26 protein-coding genes are annotated in these 26,791 nt (G+C 43.6%); 6 read left to right on the top strand and 20 right to left on the bottom strand.

What is annotated here, in order from left to right; all coding sequences use genetic code 11:
* Window positions 1–5 precede the first annotated feature (5 nt).
* A complete protein-coding gene (locus AWH66_RS03745; RefSeq protein ID WP_063605653.1) occupies window positions 6–1,430 on the top strand; it encodes a Y-family DNA polymerase in 1,425 nt (474 codons plus the stop codon).
* Window positions 1,431–1,450: 20 nt separating this feature from the next.
* Entirely contained in the window at window positions 1,451–4,522 is a 3,072-nt protein-coding gene (locus AWH66_RS03740) for an error-prone DNA polymerase (protein WP_063605654.1), read from the top strand.
* A 288-nt stretch (window positions 4,523–4,810) separates the two neighbouring features.
* Here AWH66_RS03740 and AWH66_RS03735 read toward each other — a convergent pair whose 3' ends face one another.
* The 4 genes from AWH66_RS03735 to cydH all read right to left on the bottom strand — a co-directional run bounded on the left by AWH66_RS03735 (window position 4,811) and on the right by cydH (window position 8,608).
* A complete protein-coding gene (locus tag AWH66_RS03735; RefSeq protein WP_062460368.1) occupies window positions 4,811–5,749 on the bottom strand; it encodes a chemotaxis protein CheV in 939 nt (312 codons plus the stop codon).
* Between the two features lie 119 nt (window positions 5,750–5,868).
* On the bottom strand, window positions 5,869–7,086 hold the full coding sequence (gene mlc / locus AWH66_RS03730) for a sugar metabolism global transcriptional regulator Mlc (RefSeq protein WP_063605655.1): 1,218 nt from the start codon (window positions 7,084–7,086) through the stop codon (window positions 5,869–5,871).
* Window positions 7,087–7,320: 234 nt separating this feature from the next.
* Complete coding sequence (locus AWH66_RS03725; RefSeq protein ID WP_063605656.1) at window positions 7,321–8,508, bottom strand: patatin-like phospholipase family protein; 1,188 nt, start codon at window positions 8,506–8,508, stop codon at window positions 7,321–7,323.
* Window positions 8,509–8,515: 7 nt separating this feature from the next.
* Window positions 8,516–8,608: a cytochrome bd-I oxidase subunit CydH gene (cydH, locus tag AWH66_RS25635; RefSeq protein ID WP_143081457.1), complete on the bottom strand. Its 93-nt coding sequence runs from the start codon at window positions 8,606–8,608 to the stop codon at window positions 8,516–8,518.
* Between the two features lie 161 nt (window positions 8,609–8,769).
* Here cydH and AWH66_RS03720 point away from each other — a divergent pair, with 161 nt between their 5' ends.
* From AWH66_RS03720 to AWH66_RS25630, 3 genes are all read left to right on the top strand, one after another.
* Window positions 8,770–9,357, top strand: coding sequence for an outer membrane protein (locus AWH66_RS03720; RefSeq protein ID WP_063605657.1), 588 nt, complete (start codon window positions 8,770–8,772; stop codon window positions 9,355–9,357).
* 483 nt (window positions 9,358–9,840) lie between these two features.
* On the top strand, window positions 9,841–11,310 hold the full coding sequence (locus AWH66_RS03715; protein WP_063605658.1) for a sodium-dependent transporter: 1,470 nt from the start codon (window positions 9,841–9,843) through the stop codon (window positions 11,308–11,310).
* A gap of 1 nt (window position 11,311) precedes the next feature.
* Window positions 11,312–11,404 (top strand): MetS family NSS transporter small subunit, encoded by a 93-nt coding sequence (locus AWH66_RS25630; RefSeq protein WP_006075081.1) that lies wholly within the window; start codon window positions 11,312–11,314, stop codon window positions 11,402–11,404.
* A gap of 67 nt (window positions 11,405–11,471) precedes the next feature.
* Here AWH66_RS25630 and AWH66_RS25305 read toward each other — a convergent pair whose 3' ends face one another.
* The 15 genes from AWH66_RS25305 to yceD all read right to left on the bottom strand — a co-directional run bounded on the left by AWH66_RS25305 (window position 11,472) and on the right by yceD (window position 24,658).
* Window positions 11,472–12,017, bottom strand: a complete 546-nt coding sequence (locus tag AWH66_RS25305; RefSeq protein ID WP_083399946.1) for a hypothetical protein — start codon at window positions 12,015–12,017, stop codon at window positions 11,472–11,474.
* A gap of 206 nt (window positions 12,018–12,223) precedes the next feature.
* Window positions 12,224–13,657: a PTS glucose transporter subunit IIBC gene (gene ptsG, locus AWH66_RS03705; RefSeq protein WP_063605659.1), complete on the bottom strand. Its 1,434-nt coding sequence runs from the start codon at window positions 13,655–13,657 to the stop codon at window positions 12,224–12,226.
* Window positions 13,658–14,111: 454 nt separating this feature from the next.
* The gene (locus AWH66_RS03700; protein WP_063605660.1) at window positions 14,112–14,879 is read right to left on the bottom strand and encodes a TatD family hydrolase; all 768 of its coding nucleotides are present in this window, start codon (window positions 14,877–14,879) and stop codon (window positions 14,112–14,114) included.
* 90 nt (window positions 14,880–14,969) lie between these two features.
* Complete coding sequence (gene holB, locus AWH66_RS03695; RefSeq protein ID WP_063605661.1) at window positions 14,970–15,926, bottom strand: DNA polymerase III subunit delta'; 957 nt, start codon at window positions 15,924–15,926, stop codon at window positions 14,970–14,972.
* A gap of 3 nt (window positions 15,927–15,929) precedes the next feature.
* Window positions 15,930–16,568 (bottom strand): dTMP kinase, encoded by a 639-nt coding sequence (tmk, locus tag AWH66_RS03690; RefSeq protein ID WP_063605662.1) that lies wholly within the window; start codon window positions 16,566–16,568, stop codon window positions 15,930–15,932.
* Window positions 16,565–17,581, bottom strand: coding sequence for an endolytic transglycosylase MltG (mltG, locus tag AWH66_RS03685; protein ID WP_063605663.1), 1,017 nt, complete (start codon window positions 17,579–17,581; stop codon window positions 16,565–16,567). The genes tmk and mltG overlap by 4 nt, the downstream gene beginning before the upstream one ends.
* The gene (gene pabC, locus AWH66_RS03680) at window positions 17,578–18,381 is read right to left on the bottom strand and encodes an aminodeoxychorismate lyase (RefSeq protein WP_063605664.1); all 804 of its coding nucleotides are present in this window, start codon (window positions 18,379–18,381) and stop codon (window positions 17,578–17,580) included. Before pabC ends, mltG begins: the two co-directional genes overlap by 4 nt.
* A gap of 81 nt (window positions 18,382–18,462) precedes the next feature.
* Window positions 18,463–19,704, bottom strand: a complete 1,242-nt coding sequence (fabF, locus tag AWH66_RS03675) for a beta-ketoacyl-ACP synthase II (protein ID WP_063605665.1) — start codon at window positions 19,702–19,704, stop codon at window positions 18,463–18,465.
* 94 nt (window positions 19,705–19,798) lie between these two features.
* The gene (gene acpP, locus AWH66_RS03670) at window positions 19,799–20,032 is read right to left on the bottom strand and encodes an acyl carrier protein (RefSeq protein ID WP_004406112.1); all 234 of its coding nucleotides are present in this window, start codon (window positions 20,030–20,032) and stop codon (window positions 19,799–19,801) included.
* A 162-nt stretch (window positions 20,033–20,194) separates the two neighbouring features.
* Window positions 20,195–20,929: a 3-oxoacyl-ACP reductase FabG gene (gene fabG, locus AWH66_RS03665; protein WP_062460413.1), complete on the bottom strand. Its 735-nt coding sequence runs from the start codon at window positions 20,927–20,929 to the stop codon at window positions 20,195–20,197.
* A 16-nt stretch (window positions 20,930–20,945) separates the two neighbouring features.
* Window positions 20,946–21,869, bottom strand: coding sequence for an ACP S-malonyltransferase (gene fabD / locus AWH66_RS03660; protein ID WP_063605666.1), 924 nt, complete (start codon window positions 21,867–21,869; stop codon window positions 20,946–20,948).
* A gap of 56 nt (window positions 21,870–21,925) precedes the next feature.
* Window positions 21,926–22,876 carry a beta-ketoacyl-ACP synthase III gene (locus tag AWH66_RS03655; RefSeq protein ID WP_063605667.1) on the bottom strand — a complete coding sequence of 317 codons (951 nt, stop codon included), beginning with the start codon at window positions 22,874–22,876 and terminating at the stop codon, window positions 21,926–21,928.
* A gap of 5 nt (window positions 22,877–22,881) precedes the next feature.
* Window positions 22,882–23,907, bottom strand: a complete 1,026-nt coding sequence (gene plsX / locus AWH66_RS03650; protein WP_063605668.1) for a phosphate acyltransferase PlsX — start codon at window positions 23,905–23,907, stop codon at window positions 22,882–22,884.
* Between the two features lie 9 nt (window positions 23,908–23,916).
* Window positions 23,917–24,087, bottom strand: a complete 171-nt coding sequence (rpmF, locus tag AWH66_RS03645; protein WP_031493499.1) for a 50S ribosomal protein L32 — start codon at window positions 24,085–24,087, stop codon at window positions 23,917–23,919.
* 43 nt (window positions 24,088–24,130) lie between these two features.
* The gene (gene yceD, locus AWH66_RS03640) at window positions 24,131–24,658 is read right to left on the bottom strand and encodes a 23S rRNA accumulation protein YceD (protein ID WP_063605669.1); all 528 of its coding nucleotides are present in this window, start codon (window positions 24,656–24,658) and stop codon (window positions 24,131–24,133) included.
* A gap of 135 nt (window positions 24,659–24,793) precedes the next feature.
* Between yceD and AWH66_RS03635 the strand changes: the two genes are divergently transcribed.
* Window positions 24,794–25,378 carry a Maf family protein gene (locus AWH66_RS03635; RefSeq protein WP_063605670.1) on the top strand — a complete coding sequence of 195 codons (585 nt, stop codon included), beginning with the start codon at window positions 24,794–24,796 and terminating at the stop codon, window positions 25,376–25,378.
* Between the two features lie 72 nt (window positions 25,379–25,450).
* Here the strand turns inward: AWH66_RS03635 and rluC are convergent, their stop codons facing one another.
* Window positions 25,451–26,398, bottom strand: a complete 948-nt coding sequence (gene rluC, locus AWH66_RS03630; protein WP_063605671.1) for a 23S rRNA pseudouridine(955/2504/2580) synthase RluC — start codon at window positions 26,396–26,398, stop codon at window positions 25,451–25,453.
* Between the last annotated feature and the right edge of the window lie 393 nt (window positions 26,399–26,791).

Genomic DNA, 26,791 nt, shown 5'->3' with positions numbered 1-26,791 from the left:
CAACGATGTTACTGTGGTTATATTTGCATTTCCCGACTCTGCAACTCGACACTCTATTTAATAATAAAGACAGCAACCATGATGCTGATGTCGCTGTTGCTATCGTCGATGGTCGCCGCCATGAAGTCATTCAAGCCAACCAGTATGCCCTTGAACAAGGTGTTAAATTAGGAATGGGGCTTGGTAGTGCAGCCGCACTTTGCCAGGATCTTCAAGTACACCCATACGACCCAGAAATGGAAGCTAACCGGTTGAATGATATCGCTCAATGGTTGTATATGATCACCTCTGATATTTGCCTATTTCCGCCTAATGGATTGTTAATCAAAGTAACGAATATGCTTTCACTCTATGATGGCATCGACAATTACTGGTCGACCCTATACGCACACCTTAGCCATCTTGAGGTTCAAACGAATTACTCTACAGGCCAGTCACCTTTCAGTGCAATGTTAATGGCGAAACAAGGTAAAAACTGGATTGAACCACAGCTCACTCATCTGAAACACGCCATCCTTAGCTACCCCTTAGCATGTACTGAGCTACCTAATAAACAAGTAGAGAAATTGCAACGAGTCGGCATTCAGACTATCGACGATTTGCTAGTACTACCTTTACCTGAAATAGCAAAACGTTTTGATATCGATCTCGTCAATTATGTAGGAAGACTGACTGGCCAGTTTAAGCATCCTGTGGAGTTTTATCACCCTGCAGAACACTTTAGCCAATATCTGGAGTTGCTGTTTGATATTGAAAATATCGACTGGCTACAAAAGCCGTTGACGCGGTTATTCAAGCAATTAGAGGTATTTTTGAAGCTTCGTGACAAGGTCGCGTTTGAATTACAGCTCACGTTACATCAACGAGATCATGGCGATAAGCCTGTGACTTTTCATTCCGCTCAAGGCGATTACCTTGCCACGAAATGGCAAGCACTTTCTAAGTTAACTTTGGAGAATATCCAGCTTGATGGTCCCGTAAATGGATTAACGCTTTCTATCGTTCGAGCTGAAGAAACTCAGGTGAATGAACACGACCTCTTTGACGGTGTGAAAGGAAGTCAAACTAGCCTTGAACTCATATCGACCTTACAAGCCAAGCTTGGCTTACAAGCAGTCACATCCCTCAAGCTCACTGATGATCCAAGACCTGAATTTGCCACCCAACCTATGATGCCAACAGCCAATGATAAAACCGAGGTAAATGCCTACTTACTCAAAAAGCTTCGTCCTAGCTTGCTCTACCCTAAGCCAGCTTTATTGGAGCAGCGTGTTTCTGTCATTTTAGGACCTGAGAGAATCATCAGCGGTTGGTGGGATGGTAATGACATTAAGCGTGATTACTACGTTGCTCGTAACGAACAAGGACAATGGTTGTGGTTGTTTCGAACCGAAGATAAACAGTGGTTTATTCATGGGTTATTCAGTTAGTCCGGAAAAGTAAAACAGATATGAAATACGCCGAATTATTTTGCCAAAGCAACTTTTCGTTTTTAACCGGTGCTTCTCATGCCGAAGAGCTAGTATTGCAAGCAGAGTTCTTACAGTATTCCGCTATTGCTATTACGGATGAATGCTCCGTCGCAGGTGTAGTGCGGGCTCATACCGCCATTAAGCAGCATGGTCTCTCGCTAAAACAAATCGTCGGTAGCATGTTTTGGCTCAATGATGAGTGTCAGTTCATTTTGCTTAGTCCAACACGGGAAGCCTACGCTGAACTCTGCCGTATTATCACGAATGCTAGACGGCGCTGCGAGAAAGGCGATTACCAACTATCAGAATGGGACATCATGTCATTACGTCATTGTCTTATTCTATGGCTACCGACGGGCAAAGAGTCTGATGTGAGATGGGGTCGCTGGTTGGTACAGTATCACCACCAGCGTCTTTGGATTGGCTTACAACGTCACCTAACCTCCAATGAACATCGCTATATACAACATTGCGAGACACTGTCTGTCGATTTACAACTACCAATTACCGCTTGTGGTGGCGTTCTGATGCACACCGCAACCCGGCTTCCGCTACAACACACATTAACCGCGATAAAACTCAATACCTCTATCGAAAAAGTGTGCAGTCACTTACTGGTTAATACCGAACGAAGCTTAAGACCTAAGACTAAATTAGAGAAACTGTATCGCTCAAAGTGGTTAAACGAGAGTGTGTATATTGCAAGCTTGTGTGAGTTTAAGCTGAGCAAACTTCGTTACGAATACCCTAGTGAGCTTATCCCTAACGGAAAAACACCAATGGGATATCTCAGAGAGTTGGTCGAGCGTGGTAAAGAGCAGCGATTCCCTGAAGGACTGTCTTCACATGTGGAGCAAACCATTCATAAAGAATTAGCCTTGATTGAGGAGCTGAATTATCCGTTTTTCTTTCTCACTATTCATGACATCGTCATGTTTGCCAAACAACAAGGCATTCTTTACCAAGGACGAGGTTCAGCGGCGAACTCTATCGTCTGTTACTGTTTAGAAATAACCGCTGTTGACCCAAGACAAATCTCGGTCCTGTTTGAACGTTTCATTAGTAAAGAACGTAATGAGCCACCCGATATCGACGTTGATTTTGAACATGAGCGCCGTGAGGAAGTGATACAGTACATCTATCAAAAGTATGGACGAGAGCGTGCTGCCCTTGCGGCGACCGTTATCTCTTATCGTTTTAAAAGTGCTGTGCGTGATGTAGGTAAAGCCTTAGGGGTTAGCGACACTCAACTCGACTATTTCATCAAAAACATCAATCGCCGTGATCGCACTCAAGGCTGGCAAGCTCAACTTGTCGAGCTAGGACTGAAGCCAGATTCACTGAAAGGTCAGCAGTTTATTGAGCTCGTCAATGAGATCATCGGGTTTCCACGGCACCTCTCGCAACATGTGGGAGGATTTGTCATTTCATCAGGGCCACTTTATGAATTGGTTCCAGTAGAAAATGCCGCTATGGCTGAGCGTACTGTCATTCAATGGGATAAGGATGATCTGGAAAGCCTTGGTCTACTCAAAGTCGATGTCCTTGCGTTGGGCATGCTAACCGCAATCCGCAAATGTTTTCAGCTGATCAATAAGCACTACGGTCAAACATTGACCATTGCAGACATCACTCGCCGACAAGATGATCCTAATGTATATGCCATGATTCAACGCGCCGACACTATTGGCGTATTCCAAATCGAATCTCGAGCACAAATGAGCATGTTGCCACGTTTAAAGCCCGCTACGTATTACGATTTGGTCATTCAAATTGCCATTGTGAGACCCGGGCCGATACAAGGAGATATGGTTCATCCTTTTCTGAAACGGAGAAACGGAGAAGAAGCCATTTCTTATCCTTCCAAAGAAGTCGAATCTGTCTTGTCTCGCACTCTAGGGGTGCCTATTTTTCAAGAACAGGTCATCAAACTTGCGATGGTTGCGGCTGGGTTCACTGGTGGTGAAGCGGATCAACTACGCAGAGCCATGGCAGCTTGGAAGAAAAATGGCGATTTATTTAAGTTTCGCTCTAAATTGATTCAAGGTATGCAAACCAAAGGCTATGAGACCGAATTTGCCGAGCGACTATTTGAGCAAATATGTGGATTCGGAGAGTATGGTTTTCCGGAAAGTCATTCGGCCTCTTTTGCTGTGCTTGCTTATTGCAGCGCTTGGCTTAAACACTATTACCCTGATGCTTTTTATACCGCATTACTCAATAGTCTGCCTATGGGCTTTTACAGCTCATCACAACTGCTTCAAGACGCTAAGCGACATCATGTTTCTATTGCCCCTGTGTGCGTCAACTACTCGCAGTACCACCACTATTTAAGACCTACCCCACAAGGCTTAGTACTACAACTTGGCTTTAGACAAGTTAATGGGCTCAGTGAATCGAGTATACAACGTTTGCTACAACACAGGCCTCTCGAGGGCTTCACAACAGCGACGCAAATTAAACAGCTTGGACTGAATCGTCGTGAGTTGGAAATACTCGCCTCAGCTAATGCCCTAAAAGCCATATCAGGGCATCGTTACGCTACACGATGGGCGATGATGGATAATTTACAGGATTTACCCTTGTTTAAAGCGGAGAAGAGTGATGACTCGTCACTCCCCCACCAGCCATCGCCAATTGAAGATATGTTAGAGGATTTCTCTGCGATGAACGTGTCTCTCAATCAACACCCTATCACTCTCTTAGACCAAGCAGGCAAGTTAGGACGCTTTACTCGTATGCGTGACCTTACTCTGAAACCACACAAATCTTTGGTCACCGTAGTGGGTACGGTCACAGGAAAACAGTCACCAGGCACCGCAGCAGGCGTGACCTTTTTTACACTCGAAGATGATACCGGCAATATTAATGTTGTTGTTTGGCAAGCCACCGCAAGGGCTCAGAAAAAACAGTACCTCACCGCGAAGATCCTCAAGGTGAAAGGGATTTTAGAGCGTGAGGGGCAAGTCATCCACGTAATAGCGGGACGCTTGATCGATATGACCGACCAACTTTCTGCTCTTAAGGTACAGTCAAGAGAATTCCACTGATTGCAAATCATAAAACGAAAAAACGGGAGCTATTGCTCCCGTTTTTAAATCGTATTGAATCATAGATCCGCTTCGACTGCCGCTTCCGTACGTCTTTTTTTCCATTCCTTGAAAATGAGTAAACTTAACGTCATCAAGACCTTAGAAGTTAACCAAATCATTCTGATGGAACAACCTTTAGCTGGTAGTTAAACTGTATTTATGACTCTTATGGTCTTTAACCATAATACAACCAAATTATAGCTCATTTTTAACGTACGGCGTAAATTATTTTGCGATGCAAAACAATTACAATGTCTCTCGCATACGGTCTTGCACAACTTCAACTAGTAAATCAGGTTGAAACTTAGAAATAAAACGGTCACAGCCGACTTTCTCTACCATCGCATCATTAAAGCTACCACTAAGCGAGGTATTTAAAGTAATAAACAGATCTCGCATTCTAGGATCACTTCTAACTTCATGCGTCAGCTTGTAGCCGTCCATTTCGGGCATTTCTGCGTCTGTAATCATCATCAATAATTCATTACATACATCAATGCCCTCATCACACCACTGCTTGAGAAGGTTGAAAGCCATCGCACCATCAAAGCACTCTATGATCTCGACGCCAAGCTGATCCAATGTACCTTTCACTTGATTACGAGCCGTGGAAGAATCATCAACGATAAGGATTTTTTTACCTGACAAGTGAGGCAATAAGCTGCGATCAAGGGTATGTTCAGAAATCGACACATCATAGTCGATGATCTCTGCTAGTACTTTTTCAACATCGATGATTTCAACTAGATTGACTTGCTGATTTTCTTCAACCTTGGTGATCGCCGTAAGGTAGTTTGCACGACCTACTGTACGAGGCGGGGGTTGAATCTCTGTCCAAGCAGTATTAACGATATTCTTCACTTCACCAACTAAAAAGCCCTGAACGGAACGATTGTACTCTGTAATAATCAGGTTTTGGTCGCCACCGTCTTTTGCTGGCGGAAAGCCGATAGCACGACGTAAATCAATCACCGGAACGGACTCGCCACGCAGAGAAGCCACTCCGCGAATACTGGAATGAGAGCCAGGAAGCTGAGTTAAGGCAGGAAGCTTTAGCACTTCCTTTACTTTGAATACGTTGATAGCGAACGTTTGACGGCTGTTAAGCGTAAACATTAACAGCTCTAATCTATTTTCTCCCACTAACTGGGTACGCTGATCTACTGAACTTAAAACGCTCGACATGAGGCTTCCTTGGCATAACACGAACTAAAACTCTTATCTCATGTAATCGGCAGAAAGCACAAGAAGTTTACTGACTTTGTATAGAAAAGTATGACCATCAACAAAAATGGTGAAAAGCCTTATCCTTCAATCACTTTCATCAAGAGCAAGCCATCATATAGCGCTTGTTTCACCAAAGCAGCGCCCGGCATTGTTGCTTGTTTATAAAAACGAGACTCGACAAGTTGTAGATCTTGAGTATAAACAGGGAGGCTTTGCTCAGCGATACAACGCTCAATAGCGGGGTATAAAATCGATTTCGCTTGATTGATAACGCCACCAATCAGTACCTTTTCAGGATTGAAGAGGTTGATCACAATAGCAATGGCAGAGCCTAAATGTTCGCCTAGTTTCTCTATCACTCCGATCGCTAATGCGTCACCACTTGCCGCCGCTTCACAAATAGCTTCAACCGTAATGTCTTCGCATTCAGAAAGAACCGACGCTTCCCCTTTCGCTAATCTTTTAGAGACTTCATCCCTGATAGCTTGCGAACTGGCAACAGTTTCAAGGCAGCCTCTGTTACCACAGTGACAAGGTGCACCATTGCGATCAATCTGGATATGCCCTAACTCACCGATATTGCCATGGCGACCTTGTAATACGCGACCATCTAAGATGATCCCAGCACCTAGTCCATGGTGAATTGAGATTAACACTGAGTTATCGCAATCTTGAGAGTGCCCAAAGAGGTTTTCCGCTAATGCCCACGCACGGGTATCGTTCGCTACGAAAACGGGCAATCCTGTTGCTTTAAAAATTTCCTCACCAATGTTTAAGTTCTTCACATTGTAATGAGGCATTTGCAACACAATGCCTTGATCGGAATTCACCAAACCGGGCAACGTCAACGCAATACTGGTGACACGATCGAGTTGCTCATTATAACTTTCAAAGAAGTCATCAATTTCGTAAAGCAGTCTCGCGAGTACATCTTCCTGATCAACTTCATGAATTTCGATTTTAGTATCGATAAGAACGTCGCCGCCAAGCTCGTGCAACGCGATAGATAGGTAGCCTCGCCCCAAACGCATGGAAAGGAACTGCCAACCTTGATTGTTGGTTTGCAATCCAACAGCCGGACGACCTCGACTGGTCGCCTCCTGAACGGTGGTTTCGTGTATTAGGTGTGCATCAATAAGTTCGCGAGTGATTTTAGTAATACTAGCCGGAGCCAAACTACTGAGTTTCGATAAATCGATTCGCGAAATAGGCCCAAATTGGTCTATCAGTTTATACACACGACCAGCATTGATCTGCTTGATATGATCAATGTGCCCGGGTTGAGCCATGTACATTTTGCACTCCAAAAAACAACAACCTATTAATTTTTTTACTTTGCGAAGTAATTGTGAAGCAGTTTAATGGATTGCCGTGACAAATATCACGCATATAGATGAATCTTTGGGGCTTAAATCACCATCCGCCATTGGTTGGCAAAGGAATCAATAAAATCTGACGTATAAAAAACAATCAATAGATGATTAAAGAGCTGTTAACAATATCGGTGCTTTTTTCACGACAAATAATAACTAGCCTGTTTGAGATGGTAGCCAAAGGCCGGACGTTTCTGAAGCGTTAACTTGAGTGATGCTTGCAAGATTATAACGCTCGACAAAATGGAATCCAGCATCGAGCCCAAGCTGATAGTCATGCAAAATATCCTCAGGATCACTCATTAAAGAAGCGGTTTTTAAAGCCACTTCTGGAGCAATTTGTAATACGAAACAGTCATCAGGTGGGGTTTTCAAGAACTCTTGAGTTAACGCATATGTTTGGTAATGCACCATGAGCATGTCAGCTAACCCAGAATCAAACTTTTCTCCAAATAAATGACTAAGACGGTAAATATCTGCAGCGCCGAACAGCCATCGGCCACCATTAATTAGATTAAGGTGTTGTGCATGCTTACTTTCTTGAGCTTTTAATATTTGGTTATCAAAGAAGCCATTCCAATCATTAGACCAACTCTGTATTTTTTCTTGCCACTGCTGTTGCAAACCGTTAAGCGACTCCCTGAACCAGGTTGGCGGTTCGGTGGCAACGGGTTGATCATCCACCACTGGAGTATCTTCACCTCCACACTCTTCTGTTCTAATCACAACGATTGTGCGGTTTTCTTGTCGCCATGCTTCTTGAACGGGTATTGACGCGGATACCCCCCCATCGATGAATGCTTGTTGATTCAATGTTACCGATCCCTCAAATAAATTGGGAATCGCACTCGTGGCCATCAAAACTTGATACCAATCCTCTCGCAACATCGGGAAATAATGATCTTTGAGAGTTGAAACATCAGTGACCGCTGCGAATGCTCTTCGCTGACCAATGACCCTTCGCCCCATATCGATATCTAGCTTATACGGATACTCGCAAATTCTGTCGAGCGCCCATTCTAAGTTGAGATACTGTTTCCGACGAATAAAGCTGAACAGATTAAAAAACTGTGGATCGGTGGTGAGGTCGAGAATAAAAGATTTGCCGAGGCCGGCTTGTCTAGAAAGGTATGCGCAAATGTTCAATGCGCCAGCTGAAGTCCCATAAAACTCATCAAATGGGTCAAAATTAGACAACAAAAAGGCGTCTAGCACACCAGATGTGAAGATACCTCGCTGGCCTCCTCCCTGTGCAACTAACGCCGTTTTACCGCCAATATATTTTTGTAACTGAGCATCATCTATGACGGTTCGGGTATTGGTAATTAACCCAAGATTCGCCATATAGCCCCTATGCAGTTAGGATAGCGATAAGTCCAAACGCAACAATAGTGCTAAACGCAATCGTCGTGATCGTCAGAGCTAGTTTAAGATCGTATTCCATAACACCTCCAGTTGTAACAATTTAATTACTATTATGACATACAATTACAATATACAGGTAACCACTTAAAATTTATGACGTAAATGTCACACTATAATTAAAACTAGTACATCCCAGACGTGAATTGTAGCCAATCGGTTCTTATTTAGAGGAAAGCAAAAATGATATACAGGTTCTTACTGCTCCCCCTTGTCACGACACTCTTAAGCTTTTCAAGTTATGCCAGTGTCATTGTGACACCGTTTATCGGCTACTCGATGGGAGGTGCTGCGGAAAATGGCAATGGAGAGAGTTATGATATTTCCCCATCGGCAAATGCAGCATTAGCGATTGAGTTGCCATTTCGTAACGGGCGAATGGGTGTATTTTACTCTCAGCAAGACTCTTCATTAGATACCTTAAACTTGGACTCTCAAATTCAATACCTCCAGTTTCAAAGTAGCGCTGAATATCGAGTTAACGACCAAACCTCTACATACATAGGAGCAGGACTTGGCGCATCTCATACTTCTGGGGAGTGGACTAAGTCACATACTGGATTTGCGGCAAGTATATTTGGTGGAATGGAATATCATCTAACCAAAAACTTCGCTTTAAACGGGCAAATTCGTTGGCAAGGCACCGTAGTGAGTAACGAAACCATATCCATTTGTAACTTGCCGACAGAAGACCAAAGCTGTCTTATCGGCTTTAAAACCAAATGGATGAATCAGTTTCAAACCAATTTTGGCATCAGTTTCAGATTCTAACTTAATTGTTAACATTTACAGTACATTACGAGAACTTTTATGCTACACGGCGATATATGGCCAGATAAAATCACAGGAAATTTTTAAGAATATTTCACTGAATTTTATAAAAGAAAAAAGAAGCATAGAGAGTGAAAACTCATCAATTTGACATATAAATCCATAATACCTCAATCACAAGAGATTAATCACTAGATACCAGCTCATTCCCTCACAGTGAAATCTATTGCGATCAAGCAATAACGGCGTTACTCTGATTTTAATTTGTAGCTAAATGTTTCATTACAAAACATTAGAAAGCACAAAACCCAGTCGCATCATCTATTTTAATCACTCTATGCAGAGTAATATTCAAACTAAGAACCATTTTAGAAAATATATTATTTGAATATTCATCAATAAGCAGAAACATCCATTCCAGAACAATATTTGGATTTAAATATAGATGACGCCATGTAGAAGATTCACTAAAAGGAGTTAATTATGAAACGTGAACAGTGGGGATCTCGAGCGGGATTCATACTTGCAGCGGTAGGTTCAGCCATTGGACTTGGTAATATCTGGCGTTTCCCTTATATGGCTTATGAAAATGGCGGTGGTGCGTTCTTTATTCCCTATTTGTTCGCCATGATTACTGCCGGTATCCCCTTTATGATCTTAGAGTTCAGTATGGGTCAGAAGTATCGCGGTTCTGCGCCAGCAACCTTGGCTAAAATCAACAGCAAGTTTGAATGGCTGGGTTGGTTTCAAGTTGGTGTCGCAGCCACCATCGCCGTTTACTATGTGGCGGTTATCGGATGGGCTATTTCATACTTCGGTATGTCTTTCACGCAAAGTTGGGGAACCGATACCAATGCGTTTTTCTTCAGTGAATACTTGCAGCTTGGTGACAACTCTCCGAGTAACCTTGGTGATATTCAATGGAAAATAGCAGGGTCGATGCTTATTGCTTGGGCCATTACTTATGCAGCAATTGCAGGTGGCGTTAAATCTGGTATTGAGCGCGCGGCGAAAATCATGATGCCTGTACTGTTTATCATGGTTTTACTGCTGATCGGTCGTATGATCTTCCTTCCAGGCGCACTAGATGGTGTCAACTATATGTTTGAACCTGATTTCAGCAAGATTTGGGATGTAAAAGTTTGGGCAGCCGCCTATGGGCAGATCTTCTTCACGTTAAGCATTGGCTTTGCCATCATGCTCGCCTACTCCAGTTACTTACCCGAGAAGTCAGATATCACCAATAACGCGTTTATGACAGTCCTTATTAACTGCGGCTTCTCAATACTAGCGGGTATCATGATTTTCTCTGTTTTGGGCTATATGGCACAAGAACAGGGTAAACCTTTGACTGAAGTCGTTACCGCAGGGGTTGGTCTTGCATTTGTAACTTTACCGGCAGCGATTAACTTACTACCAGCTCCATATATCCTAGGGCCACTTTTCTTCTTTGCACTTGTCATCGCAGGTTTGAGCTCACACATTTCTATTATGGAAGCTGTGACATCTGCCGTCATTGACAAGCTGAAGTGGCGTAGAAATAAAGCGGCAAGCGTTATCTGTGGTGCAGGCTTAGTTATCTCTATGGCCTTTGCCACTAACGGAGGTTTACTACTGCTCGACCTTGTCGACCATTTCGCAAATAACGTTGGTATCGTCGCAAGCTGCTTAATCGAAATTATACTTATGGCTTGGTTGTTAAAAATTGCGGATGTACGTGACTATGTCAATCAAATATCCGACTTCACTATTGGTACTTGGTTCGACGTATGTCTTCGATTCATTACTCCTGTCATCCTAGCAATTATCGTCGCCACGAAGTTTAAAGCTCTCTTTACCGAAGGCTATGGTGGTTACGACCAATCGGATCTGCTTTTGTTAGGATGGGGACTTATGGGGCTGCTCGTTGTGGTCGGAGTCGTGATTAATTTAACCAGTAAGAAAGAGGCGTAATATGACGGTCAGTGCAATCTTTATGATGGTTTTAGGACTTGGCATTACATGGGGTGGTGCATCCTACTGTATTAAGAAAGCCATGGATAAATAACCCAAAATTTCTTTTTTAAAAAAAATGCCAGCATCTAACTAAATGCTGGCATTTTTTATGATTCAATTTAGAAGCTGTATCTAACACCGATACCCGCACCAATACCTAACTTCAAATCACTATTATCAAACATCAGATTCGGTGTTAACTGAGCGTAAGCGTCCCAACTGCGTGCAAAAGGGAGTTCTACGCCAAGTGCAACACGCGGTCCAAACTTGTCAGAACGTTGAATTTGACCACCAACGCCAGCAAACCAGCTAAACGGTACGTCTCCACCAAATTGTCCACGACTAAAAATATAGTCCGCAGCAACACCATCGTTGCCCACGGCAAAGTTAACAGTATTATTGATTTGACCAACAATACTTAATCCTTGATCCAGTCCCATACCGATCTTGAAGCCAGAGTTACCACCGCTGCTGCGCGATGAACTTCTAGACTGATTAGATTTTTGACTGCTTTGGGCTGGCTTACTTGCCGCTGGAGTAGCAGTTTGGTTTTCTTCAACAATTTGCCATTGCTCTTCACCGCCAGCAGTATTGCTTGCAAACGTTGCAAATGACGAAATGGTAGCCATAGTAAATACCACTACCAAAGGAAATTTAATTTTCATAGGTTTGCTCTCTGATTGTTCATGCCTGCTCTTCTGCTTAATTGAGAGCTTATATCGTCTGGCATGTAAGTTGGAATAACGGCATTCTAGAGAGGCACGTAGTACAAATGTCATGACAAGGAAAACAGAGAGCAAGAATTTCCACTTCACACAAACAAAAAAAGGGAAGCAAATGCTTCCCTTTCCATTGTTATTGAACGTGTTGATTAGCCGTGGTTACGAATCCACTCGTCCATATCTGTTTTCAGGTTATCTGATTTAGTACCGAAGATAGCTTGAACACCACCTGATACTACAACTACACCTGCCGCACCAAGTTGCTTAAGCTTATCTTGGTCAACGATTTCAGTGTCAGCTACCGCTACACGCAGACGAGTAATACATGCGTCTAAACCTGTGATGTTAGCTTTACCACCGAATGCCGCAACTAGTTCGCCAGCCATTTCGCTACCAGAAACTGCCGCAGCTGCATCTTCAGACTCGTCTTCACGACCTGGAGTCTTAAGGTCCATTGCAGTGATAACTGTACGGAACACAAAGTAGTAGATTGCCGCGTATACTAGACCAACACCAATCATCAGACCCATTTTCTGAGCGTGGCCAGAAAGAACTAGGAAGTCGATAAGACCGTGTGAGAATGAAGTACCGTGTACAAAACCTAGAGTGTTAGCAACAACGTATGCAGAGCCAGCTAGTAGAGCGTGGATTGCGTATAGTACTGGAGCAACGAATAGGAATGAGAATTCGATTGGCTCAGTAATACCTGTTAGGAACGATGTTAGTGCTGCAGAAGCCATGATACCCATAACTTTCGCGCGGTTCTCTGGTTTAGCACAGTGTGCAATAGCGATTGCAGCAGCTGGTAGACCGAACATCTTGAACATGTAACCGCCCGCTAGCTGACCGAAGCCATTACCAGCAGCACGAGATGCTTCATCTGCAACTAGGTAACAAGTTAGTACGCCGTTTTGAGTTTCGCCCGCTGCGTTTACACAAGTACCTGCTTCGAAGAAGAATGGTACGTTCCAAACGTGGTGTAGACCGAATGGGATTAGAGAACGCTCAACAACACCGTAGATACCGAATGCTAGTTGTGGGTTTTGCTCAGCAGCCCAGTGAGAGAATGCACCGATTGCAGCGCCGATTGGTGGCCATACGATAGATAGTACGATACCTAGTGCGATTGCAGTGAAACCAGTGATGATTGGCACAGCACGCTTACCAGCGAAGAAACCAAGATATTCTGGAAGCTGAATTTTGAAGAAACGGTTGAATGCCCAAGCAGCCACACCACCGACAAGGATACCACCTAGTACACCTGTATCGATTTTTTCAACACCCATTACGCCAGCCATAACGCTTAGCGTAGCTGTCATGATGCCGTAACCAACGATTGCAGCAAGACCTGCAACACCATCGTTGTTAGTGAAGCCTAGTGCAACACCCACAGCGAATAGAAGAGCCATTTGGCCGAATACTGAACCACCAGCTTGTTCCATTAGATTAGAAACAACATCTGGGATGAAGCCAAGGTTGGCAGCGCCTACCCCAAGTAGAATACCTGCAACTGGTAACACCGATACTGGTAGCATCAGAGACTTACCAACTTTTTGCAGGTTAGCAAAAAGGTTCTTAAACATGTTTATGCTCCTGATAAAGTTATTAGTTTATGGGCTCTAACGGCACACCCCCGTAGCCTTAAATGTTAGCACCCATAGAAAATGTAACCACGAATTGAATTATATTTTCTGCCTCTAAATATATATTGATGCCCCTCATGGTTTCTACACACTTACGAAATTTAGTTTCAAAACTACGCTTGGATCACAGTTCATTAGCCAAAATGTAATGCTTTACACAAATCATAAGTCATTGTTTTAATTAATGTTAATATTAACATTAATTAATTTTACGCAGTGAATAAAATACACTCTTAAGTTATTTTACGTAACATAATTACAGTTTGTGCAGACTCACTACTTTTTTCTCAACAGATTTGGTGAACATTGACTTTTTTTGACTTTTTCAATTTTAGAAAACAAAAAAGACGCAATATGCGCCTTTTTTAATCACTCTTAGCGAGAAACTTATTTTTTATCGCAAAAATAGATCGTGGTAATTTTGGGTTGTTTTTTCACCGACTTCTTTAAGAGATACCCCTTTTAACTGTGCTATGTACGCTGCAACTTCAACTACATAAGCCGGTTGATTCTCTTTCCCTCGATGAGGAACAGGAGCAAGGTAAGGCGAATCTGTTTCAATAAGCAGTCGCTCTAACGGCAACTCTTTAACCACCTCTTTCAGCTCTTTGGCTTGCCTAAAAGTGACAATTCCAGAGATAGAAATGTAGAAGCCTAACTCCATCGCTGCCTGAGCAAATGGCAAATCCTCTGTAAAACAATGTATGACACCACCACACTTGTCAGCCGAACCATTTTTCAGAATAGCTAAAGTGTCTTCACGTGCGTTTCTCGTATGAATAATCAGGGGCTTATTAACCTCAACCGCTACCTCTACCTGTTGCTCAAATCGGGTTTTCTGAAGGACGGCTGTTTCCGGTTGATAGTGGTAATCCAGTCCTGTTTCACCAATAGCAACCACTCGGTTGTGTGAGGCATATTGCTTAAACAGCTCAAGAGAGAAGTCACTTTCAACGTCTAATGGATGGACACCACATGAGGCCATAACCTCTGAATAAGGTTCTATTAACTCCAACATCTTTGGAAATGAACCTAATGTCACACCCACTGATAACAGCTTCTCGACATTGGCTGATTTAGCTTTATGAATCACATCTTGAATGTCCAAATGGACATCCTCATAGTCGAGTTTGTCTAGGTGGCAGTGAGAATCTACAAACATAATTTTCTAACTTAAATTTGATAATGATGAACGAGCTTTGCGTTAGCCAAGCTCGTTCAAAGTAATATAGCGCAATGACTAATTCTAGACTTAGTTCAACCCATAAAGCCAATCAGCCACGAGTAATTCAGTGTTAAGGCCTGGAAAGGAACGTAATTGCTCGCTCAGTGCTTGTAGCGACTGAGCATGCGTATATAGGCTTTCGTAACCGTACACTTCAGCAATTTGGCTCGCTTCAGGTAAAGACGTTTGAATATCAATACCTAAGGAAGATTTTTGAGCACAGCTAAGAAGTAACCACAACCAATTGAGCTGAGTAGAAAGCTCGCTACTATTCTTCATTAACGCTGTGATAAATTCATTAGTATCTAAACCATCACTACGAATAAAACCGATGAAGGCGCCAATTAACGCTTGATACTCTTTATTTTGTCCCGACTCTACAAACTGACGCGTTGAAATCGGTTCAAAATGGCAAAGTAGCGCAGAATGACGAGGGACGGGCTTTCCTATCTCTTTGCTAACCCAGTCAATACACATTTGTTCGGAAGGCGATGAAACATGCCACACTTCACAACGACTTCTGATCGTTGGCAGCAATAACTTGGTGTTATCAGTCAACAAAATAAACAAACATTGCGCCGGAGGCTCTTCGAGTGTTTTTAACAGCGCATTGGCTGCCGAGGCATTCATACGATCGGCTTGAGGAATAACAATAACTCGATAGTGACCAAACTGAGAAGACTCTAATGCCCACTTGTTTGCTTGTCGTATCTGCTCAACGGATAACGATTTTTTATCTTTCTCGGGAAGCACATAGTGAACATCGGGGTGTCCACTGGCCTTAAGTAAATCGCAACAATGGCAGAATCCGCAAGGTTCAGACTTGTCGTTTTGACACATCAGCCCTGCGACGTATCGTTCAATCAGTGATTCCGGAGCCAAACCTACCTTAGCTTGAATCAACATCGCTCCGGGCACGTGCTGTCGTTCAAGGTTATCCTTAAGCTTCGACCAAATTGGTACTAACCACGGATAGACTTGCATAGATTACCCTTTTTGCTTTGCTAACCAAGTACGCACAACCTGCTGGATCGAGTGCTGTACATCTTCAATTTTCTGGCTCGCGTCAATAATAGCAACTGACTCATCATTGTTCGCCATTTCAAGATAGCGCTCACGGGTGCGCTCAAAGAAACTAATGTCCATTTTTTCGATTCGGTCGAGTTCACCTCGTCCACGTGCACGCTCAAGACCTAAACGTGGGTCGATGTCCAGATACAAAGTAAAATTGGGTTTGAATTCACCAATGGCAATATGCTTTAGCGAAGACATCACAGTTTGATCAATTTCACGACCACCGCCTTGGTATGCTTGTGAAGACATGTCATGTCTATCACCAATTACCCAAGCACCTTTTGCTAACGCCGGCTTGATCACTGTCTCAACCAATTGGATACGTGATGCATACATTAACAGTAACTCAGCGCGGTCTTGCAGCGGCTCGCCTTCGTGTTCTTCTTTGACCAAGGCTCGCATTTTTTCTGCTAGAACTGTCCCTCCAGGTTCACGTGTATTAACGATTTCCTGAATGCCAGCTGCATCCAACTCAGCTCGCAATGTACTGATCGCTGTGCTTTTCCCTGCACCTTCTAGTCCTTCAATAACGATAAATTTTGCTTGGCTCATTTTTTACTTCTTAATTGTCTTAAGTATTGTTGGACCGCTCGATTGTGGTCTCGTAGATTTTTGGAAAATACATGTCCACCTGTACCGCTCGCAACAAAGTATAAGTAATTGCTATCTTCAGGATTTACTGCAGCAAGGATAGACGCTTTGCCTGGCATAGCAATTGGCGTAGGTGGCAAACCATTGATGACATAAGTGTTATACGGAGTTGCCTCTCGGAGATCTTTCTTTCTAATATTGCCATCGTAACGATCGCCCATTCCGTAAATAACGGTAGGATCGGTTTGAAGTCGCATACGCTTATTGAGTCGATTCACGAAGACAGACGCTACTCGCTCTCTTTCTGATGGTACCGAGGTTTCTTTTTCAATAATAGAAGCGAGTATCAGTGCCTCATAGCTATTCTTTAAGGGTAATTTATCTTGTCGAGTCTCCCAGCTCTGCTCTAGGATAACATTCAGCTTTCGATGAGCACGCTTCAAGATGTCTAAATCACTATCACCAACAGAATAATGATAGGTCTCAGCAAGAAACAGCCCTTCCAGCTTTTCACGTTCAATACCCAATTGCTGCGCAATTTCTGCTTCTGTTAACGTGTCTGTCTCATGCTCAAGATATTCTGCTTGTTTGAACTGCTCTCGCCACTCTTTGAAAGTAGACCCTTCGATAAAAGTGATCGCGAGTTGATATTCTTTGCCATCAATGATCGCGTTGAGTGCTTGCTCAAAAGTCATCCCCGGTAGGACTTCGAAGGTACCCACTTTTATTTGAGTAAGATTCGGATGAAAACGACGAATAAGAGATGAAAATTGAGTAGGCTTAATCCACTGATCGTCTACGAATGTTGAGATGACCGTATTGAGATTATTACCTCGCTCCACGGTTACAAGATGTGGTTGTTCAATATTCAACGGCTGAGCGATAAATTCGTTTACGCTCTGTTTAACATATAGAAAGCCACCTAAAGCAATTGCTCCTAAAACAACCACTGCAAACAAAAACTTCTTTATCACTGACCTAACTTCTCCTGAATACGTCTTGTCATGCTTCCAATAGGGAATTGAGCATCCTGAATTTTGGTTACGGGCGCAACCCCTAAAATACAATTGCTAACGAATATCTCATCTGCGGACATCAATGTGTTGAGCTTAAAAGAGTCGATTGAGATCGGCAGCTCATCTTGATTTGCTACTCGTATAACTTCTTCACGCATAACACCTTCTACTCCGGCCATATCAAGACTTGGCGTGTGAAGTACACCATCCCTAATCCAAAAGATATTCGCCATTGTAGTTTCGATCACGTTACCGTTAATATCCAACACGACTCCATCGAGACGGTCACTACGTTCAACTTCTTCCTTTGCAAGGATTTGCTCCAGACGATTGTTATGCTTTAACCCCGCTAGCAACGGGTTTAGCCCCAATGCGACTTCACAAAGTGTCAGCTCAAGGCCAACTTGGCGTAATTCAGTATAGCTATCAGGGAAATCGAACTGGCTTAGGGTAATCAAAGGGCCTCGATTGACACAAGGACTATAACCTCGCCCTCCTTCACCACGGCTCACATGTATTTTAATGCCAGCTAGTGCTTTGCGTGACACAACTCGCTCAAGTTCTGCCTTCATCTGTTGCCAATCTACAGCCGCTATCTTCAGACGCAGTAAAGCCCGTTCCATTCGCTTAACATGTTGACCCCACAACTGCATTTTGCCTGACTTAGTCAGAATCGTTGTAAAGCAACCGTCACCATATTGAAAACTTCTGTCCGTAACTGAAACATGGTCGACTTGATTTCCATCACGCCAAAACATAGTTCTTCCTTTAAAAACAAAACGGCTTAATGCTAAGCATCAAGCCGTTTGAATACAAGTGTCTTGTACGATTACCGCGGGTTACATCTTTTTGAAAATCAATGAACCGTTAGTACCGCCAAATCCAAATGAGTTACAAAGTGCATATTCCATGTCAACTTTGCGTGCAGTATGTGGAACTAAGTCTACATCACACTCAGGATCTGGATTATCTAGGTTAATCGTTGGCGGAACAATTTGATCAACCAAAGACATAATAGTGATGATCGCTTCCGCTGAACCCGCTGCGCCTAGAAGGTGGCCTGTCATCGATTTTGTCGATGACACTAGCACTTTCTTCGCACCTTCTTCGCCAAGAGCACGTTTAATGCCTTTAATCTCAGCAACGTCACCGGCTGGTGTTGAGGTACCGTGAGCGTTCACATAACCGATTTGTTCACCAGTAATGCCTGCATCACGAAGTGCAGCTTCCATCGCTAGAGCGCCACCAGAGCCATCTTCACTTGGTGAAGTCATGTGGTAAGCATCACCACTCATACCAAAGCCGACAAGCTCAGCATAAATTTTCGCGCCACGCGCTTTAGCATGCTCATACTCTTCAAGAACGATCATACCTGCACCGTCACCCAGTACGAAGCCATCACGGTCAACGTCCCAAGGACGTGACGCTTTTTGTGGCTCGTCGTTACGAGTAGATAGCGCTTTAGCCGCACCAAAACCTGCCATACCAAGTGGCGTAGAGGCTTTTTCCGCACCACCCGCTACCATTGCTTCAGCGTCACCATACGCAATCATACGTGCAGCATGACCGATATTGTGAAGGCCAGTCGTACATGCAGTAGAGATTGCGACGTTAGGACCACGAAGACCAGCAAGAATAGAAAGTTGGCCAGCAACCATATTTACGATAGTCGAAGGTACAAAGAAAGGGCTTACACGACGTGGGCCTTTCGTTACCAACGCTTGATGTCCCGCTTCGATTAGGTCAAGACCACCAATACCAGAACCAATAGCTACACCGACACGGTGTTGGTTTTCTGGAGTGACTTCTAAACCAGAGTCTTTGAGAGCGTGCATGCCTGCCACGATGCCATATTGGATAAATAAATCCATTTTCTTAGCATCTTTTTTAGACACGTATTCACTACCATCAAAGTCTTTTACTAAGCCAGCGAAACGAGTTGAAAAATCGGTTGTATCGAAATGTTCAATATTTACGATACCACTCTTACCCTCCAAAAGGGCTTTCCATGAAGATTCTACGGTGTTGCCTACCGGTGACAACATACCCATGCCAGTGACAACAACACGACGCTTGGACACGATTTTATTCTCCGGGATATTTGTGATTCTATTTGAAAGGATAGAAGACGTTTAAAAAAACACAGGCGGCCAGAAGGCCGCCTGGAAAGAGATATTACTGAGCGCTGTTTACGTAGTCGATAGCAGCTTGAACAGTAGTGATCTTCTCAGCTTCTTCATCAGGAATCTCAGTGTCGAATTCCTCTTCTAGAGCCATTACTAGCTCAACTGTATCTAGAGAATCTGCACCTAGATCGTCAACGAAAGAAGCTTCGTTCTTAACTTCTGCTTCGTCTACACCTAGCTGTTCAACAATGATTTTCTTTACGCGTTCTTCGATGTTGCTCATTTTTCTTTTCCTTTACAGATTTCGCTTTATGCGATGTTTCCGTAGTTTATTCGAACTATTGAAAGTTGCAAGGGGGTCCTTGCTGGTCAAACCACAATTTTAGCGAATTTAACCGAAATTCAGCACATTTTTGACTTAAATCATGCACAAATGTTGCACAGATCAAACCATGTACATGCCACCATTTACGTGAAGTGTCTCACCTGTGATGTATGCCGCTTCTGGTGATGCAAGGAATGCAACAGCAGACGCAATTTCACGAGGGTCACCTAAACGACCAGCAGGTACGTTGGCTAGTGTAGCAGCTCGTTGCTCATCATTCAGTGCTTTTGTCATATCTGTTTCGATAAAACCTGGTGCAACTGTGTTCACGGTCACACCGCGAGATGCAACTTCACGTGCCATTGACTTAGTAAAACCAATTACGCCCGCTTTCGCTGCCGCGTAGTTCGTTTGACCTGCGTTACCCATAGTACCAACAACAGAACCTACGTTGATGATACGACCTTGACGCTTCTTCATCATACCGCGTAGTACTGCTTTAGACAGGCGGAAGATAGACGTTAGGTTAGTGTCCATGATATCTGTCCACTCGTCGTCCTTCATACGCATAAGAAGGTTGTCGCGTGTAATACCAGCGTTGTTTACAAGAATGTCGATCGCACCAAAATCAGCGTTGATCTGCTTTAGTACTGCTTCGATTGAGTCGGTATCTGTCACGTTTAGTGCCAAACCTTTACCATTCTCACCTAAATACTCGCTGATCGCCGCAGCACCATTTTCAGATGTTGCTGTACCGATTACTGTTGCACCGCGCTCTACCAATAGCTCGGCAATTGAGCGACCGATACCACGGCTAGCACCTGTTACTAAGGCAATTTTGCCTTCAAGGTTCATCATTATCGCGTTCCTTTTATTTTACCGCTTCAAGTGACGCAGCATCGTTTACTGCTGCAGCACTCAATGTCTTAACGATTCGCTTCGTTAGACCTGTTAGTACTTTACCAGGACCAAGTTCCAGCAATTTCTCTACGCCTTGCTCGCTCATTTTCTCAACACCTTCAGTCCAACGAACTGGGTTGTAAAGTTGACGAACTAATGCATCTTTGATTTTCGCAGGGTCAGTTTCAGCGGCGACATCAACATTGTTGATCACTGATATTTCTGGAGTATTAAATTCAAGCGCGTCTAGAGCAACTGCGAGTTTATCAGCAGCAGGCTTCATCAGTGCGCAGTGAGATGGTACTGACACAGGTAAAGGCAGCGCGCGTTTTGCACCAGCTTCTTTACAAAGTGCACCTGCACGTTCTACTGCCGCTTTGTTACCAGCGATAACAACTTGACCTGGAGAGTTAAAGTTAACTGGAGAAACGACTTCACCTTGAGCAGCTTCTTCGCAAGCCTTAGCAATAGACTCATCATCAAGACCGATGATCGCATACATCGCACCAACACCTGCTGGTACTGCTTCTTGCATTAATTGACCACGAAGCTCAACCAGTTTGATCGCTTCTTTAAAATCGATAACACCAGCACAAACTAATGCAGAGTACTCACCAAGACTGTGACCTGCCAAAAGAGCTGGCTGTTCTAGTCCTTGCTCCTGCCATACACGCCAAATAGCGACTGAAGAGGCTAACAATGCTGGCTGAGTACGGTGAGTTTGGTTTAGATCTTCAACTGGACCATTTTGAACAAGTGCCCACAAGTCGTAACCAAGTGCCTCAGATGCTTCAGCAAATGTCGCTTTAACTACATCATATTGCTCGCCCAGTTCTGCAAGCATTCCAACTGTTTGTGAACCCTGACCAGGGAACACGATTGCAAAATTACTCATCGTTATTTCCTTAAACAACGCAATCTAAATTAGTATTGGTTTGGATTTTGCTGGGATTAGAAACGAACAAGCGCCGATCCCCAAGTAAATCCGCCACCAAAGGCTTCCAGCAACAGATTTTGTCCACGTTTAATACGGCCATCGCGTACTGCTTCGTCTAGTGCAGTAGGAACCGTTGCCGCAGAGGTATTCCCATGACGATCAAGGGTAACCACCACTTGATCCATCGACATACCAAGCTTTTTAGCTGTTGCTGAAATAATTCGATAGTTCGCTTGATGCGGAACAAGCCAATCTAGCTCTGACTTATCCATATCATTTGCCGCTAATGTGTCTTTAACCAGCTTTGACAATTGTGTCACCGCAACCTTAAAGACTTCATTGCCTGACATATTCAGCCATTTATCAAGTTCACCACCGCGTACCGGCATCTCAAGACTTAACAAGTCTCCAAATCGACCGTCAGCGTATAGGTGAGTAGAAATAATGCCAGGTTCTTCGCTAGCACCCAGTACGACTGCGCCTGCCGCGTCGCCGAACAGAATAATAGTCGAACGATCAATGTCTTCAACTGTCTTCGATAAGCAATCAGAACCGATAACTAAAACATTTTTAGCCATACCAGAGCGAATGTGCTGGTCAGCGACTGATAGTGCATAAACGAAACCAGTACATGCTGCCGCCATATCAAATGCAGGACAACCTTTAATACCAAGTTTTGCTTGAACTTGACATGCGGATGATGGGAAAGCATGGCTACTGCTGGTCGTTGCTACGATAATGAGATCAATGTCATCTTTATCGATACCAGCCATTTCGATAGCTCTTACCGAAGCTTCGTAGCCCATATCTGCAACAGTTTCGTCTTCTGCGGCAATTCGTCGCTCTTTGATACCTGTGCGAGTTACGATCCATTCATCTGTCGTATCTACCATTTTCTCTAGATCCGCGTTAGTACGAATCTGAGATGGCAGGTAGCTGCCCGTACCTAAAATTTTGCTATACATGAAGACTAATACTGCCTCTCGAGTAACACTGCTTCTAGACGATCGCTGATTTGGTTCGGGACTTGGCGTTTAACCTCGTGAACCGCTTCGCCTATTGCATGAACAAGTGCTGAAATATCAGCACTTCCGTGGCTTTTTATGACAATGCCGCGCAATCCTAACAAACTTGCCCCGTTATACTGGTCGGGGTTCAGTGTTTTCACCTCAGTTATGAGATCGGAAAACAATATTCTTGCTACCCATCCTTTCCATGTAGAGGCGGTCAGTTTTGCTTTTAGTTTATCTAAAATCAGTTGAGCCGTTCCTTCGCACGCTTTCAACGCTGTGTTTCCAACAAATCCATCGCAAACAACGACATCGGCGGCGTCGTGTAACAACTCGTTACCTTCGACGAAACCAATATAGTTGATAGATTGCGTTTGAGTAAGCATTTCAGCGCAACGTTTTACAAGATCGTTGCCTTTTATTTCTTCAGCGCCAATGTTTAAGATGGCGACCTTTGGTTTTCTGCCTAAATGCTGTTCTGCTAATGCACTGCCCATGACCGCAAACTGAAAGAGAGAATCCGCATCGACCGATGCGTTGGCACCTAGATCGAGCATCCACGTCTTGCTTCCCGACACAGTCGGCAACGCGGTGACTAAAGCAGGCCTATCAATACCTGGTAACAGTTTCAGTCGAAAGCGAGATAATGCCATTAGTGCGCCGGTGTTACCGCTGCTTACGCAAGCATCAGCATTTTCTGACTCAACGAGATCAATCGCAATACGCATTGAGGTATCGTGACTGTTTCTAAGCGCAAAGGAGGGCTTTTCTGAATTCGAGATGACTCGGTCACTATGCATAACCTCTAAACGGGCAGTGCGTTGGTAACCTAGTTGATTGAGTTGTGTATTTATCGACGGTTCGTCGCCGACAAGAACCACTTTTAGCTCTGGGAAAAGCGACAGTGCCTGCACGGCGGCAGGCACTGTTACGGAAGGACCGAAATCCCCGCCCATTGCATCAAGTGCAACGGTTATATTATGCAAAGGTCAACCTTACTTGTTGATAACCTTTTTGCCACGGTAGTAACCGTCAGCAGTCACATTGTGACGTAGGTGAGTTTCACCTGAAGTTGCGTCTACAGATAGTGCAGCTGAAGTTAGCGCATCATGTGAACGACGCATGCCACGCATAGAACGTGACTTCTTGCTTTTTTGTACGGCCATGGACCCTACTCCTATGTTAGTAATTTAAACGTCAGTAACAGTGTTACTCACGCTTTAAGCTCTTTAAAACATCAAATGGATTTGGCTTATCTTCTGGAACCTCTTCCGGAATATCTCCAAAAACCATGTTGTTTGAGTCAACGCTACAATTTGCTATATCGTGCATTGCGACTTGAGGCAGGTTTAAGATGAACTCGTCTTCAACTAATTGTATGAGATCGACCTCACCGTACTCATTAAGATCTACCAAATCATAATCTTCCGGTGCATCCTCTTCACTTTTCTCACTATAGTAAGGAGTGTAAGTGAATTGAACTTCACACAGATGTGTGAAAATCTCATTACAACGCTGACATTCCAAATCAACTTCGATGTTAGCTTTACCAGAGATAACAACGAGTCGCTGTTCATCATGCCCAAAGGACAATGTCACTTCAGCATCGCGTTTTACGCTACTAACTGACTCGCTCAGACGCTTAAAAAGACTTACTTGGATGATGCCATCAAAGTCCAATCTTTTTTGTGCTGTCTTACCCGGGTCAACAGTTCGCGGTATTTTTACCTTTTGCATAGGGCGCGAATATTATCTTCCAAAACGGATTTAGTCAAAGAAAAAGGCTAAAAAGTTGTACTTTTTTTGCCTACAGATTAAGAATCTAACATTATGTCTAGAATCTGCAATTATGATAAGAAAAACTGTACCAAAATGAAAACAATTCGACTCATTTTAGCCTCAACGTCTCCGTACCGTGCGGAGCTTTTATCCAAATTAGGTTTAGACTTTGAAGCTATTGCACCAAACGTTGAAGAAACTGCACAAGAGCACGAAACGGCAACAGAGCTAGTTCAGCGACTCGCATTAGCAAAAGCGAGTGCGTTAAAAAATGAAAAAGACGCCGTCATTATTGGCAGCGATCAAGTTTGCGTCATCGATGGCAATATCATCGGCAAACCGTTGACTCGCAGCAATGCAATACACCAACTTCAGCAACAAAGTGGAAAAACTGTTCGGTTCTATACTGGACTAGCAGTCTACAACACCAAAACTCAACAATCGGAAACCGTTCTTGATACTTTTGATGTGACGTTTCGAAAATTAACGACCACTCAAATCGAGCGTTATGTCGATATGGAACTACCACTATACTGTGCCGGAAGTTTTAAGAGCGAAGGGCTCGGTATCACGTTATTTAGTCAACTCAATGGTAAAGACCCAAATACTTTAGTCGGACTACCTCTCATTGATCTTGTCACTCTCTTAGAGAAACAAGGCATATCTCCACTAGCTTAAAAACAGAAGCGTATAAACAAAAGCGGAGTGCTTCTGGGATTGAAGCACTCCGCTCTAGTTATAGTTCTCAAGTTACACGCCTGCTTTTAGCTTTTTAATCGCTTGCTGCAACTTTGGCTCCATCTCAGCATGTATTTCCATTTTTTCATCATTCGCTGGGTGCACAAAGACAATGTTTGCAGCATGCAGGAACAAACGGTCTAGGCCCACTTTCGCTGTATAAGCATCAAATCGGCGATCACCATAGCGATCATCCCATGCTATCGGATGGCCAGTATATTGAGTATGTACTCGAATTTGGTGGGTACGCCCGGTAATTGGACTTGCTTGAACCAGCGTTGCCTGCTCAAACGACTCTAATACTTTAAAGCGAGTTTCTGAAGGTTTTCCATTAGGGTTAACCCTAACAATACTGTTCACTTCATTCTTTAGCAGCGGAGCTTTTACTACTCGACAACTAGGCTTCCATTTCCCCATGACTAGGGCGAAGTAATACTTCTGCACGGTCTTCTCACGAAACTGAGCTTGCAAATGACGCAAAGCAGATCGCTTCTTCGCAACTAAGAGAATACCTGAGGTATCACGGTCAATACGGTGCACTAATTCTAAGAAGCGTGCTTGTGGCCGTAAGGCCCTTAGTGCTTCAATCGCACCAAACTTCAAACCACTACCACCATGAACCGCAATTCCAGATGGCTTATTTAAGATCAGCATGTGGTCGTCTTCATAAATAATTTGCGACTCAAGTTCTGCTACTTTATTCAATTTTGTGCTGATCGGCGTTTCTTCTTGCTTCTCTTCAATTGTGACAGGAGGTATACGGACGCTATCACCTGCTTGAAGCTTGTATTCCGCTTTGACACGCTTTTTGTTTACACGTACCTCACCCTTGCGCACAATTCGGTACACAACACTCTTAGGAATGTTTTTCAATTGGTTGCGCAAAAAGTTATCGATGCGCTGACCAGCCATATCGTCGTCAATATCGACAAATTGGACTTTAGTTCTAATTTCACTCATTTCGCTATTATAACATTCAAAGCGGCAAGAAAATAACGCTTTCTATTGGTAATTTTGTCGATGAGATAGTGGAAAAACCATCAACAACACGCGCTTAGCCATTGACTGAACAAGCTGTGGATAGAAATCAACCAGTTTGAACCAGCTTTTACGCTTGCTGAGATATTATCGCTTAAAATCAGCACATTAAACGTACATTGCCTAGGCAGAATCAGATTTTTTTCTGTGGTTTATACTAAAGCTGATTGCTGATAATTCGCTGCGCTGCTATAGTTCACAGCTGCAATAGGTAATTAAAATCGATTTATGATTTGTCGATATTATCTTTGAGCAATTTTAACTATGAGTAGAACGCTTAGTTTTGAGACGCAGCAACTGGCATAAGACGTTGAT

Origin of the sequence: Vibrio barjaei (assembly GCF_001639065.2) — a bacterium.
GTDB classification, from domain to species: Bacteria; Pseudomonadota; Gammaproteobacteria; order Enterobacterales; family Vibrionaceae; genus Vibrio; species Vibrio barjaei.
Note: the sequence above shows the minus strand (reverse complement) of the source record. Positions and strands in the feature narration are given on the sequence as shown.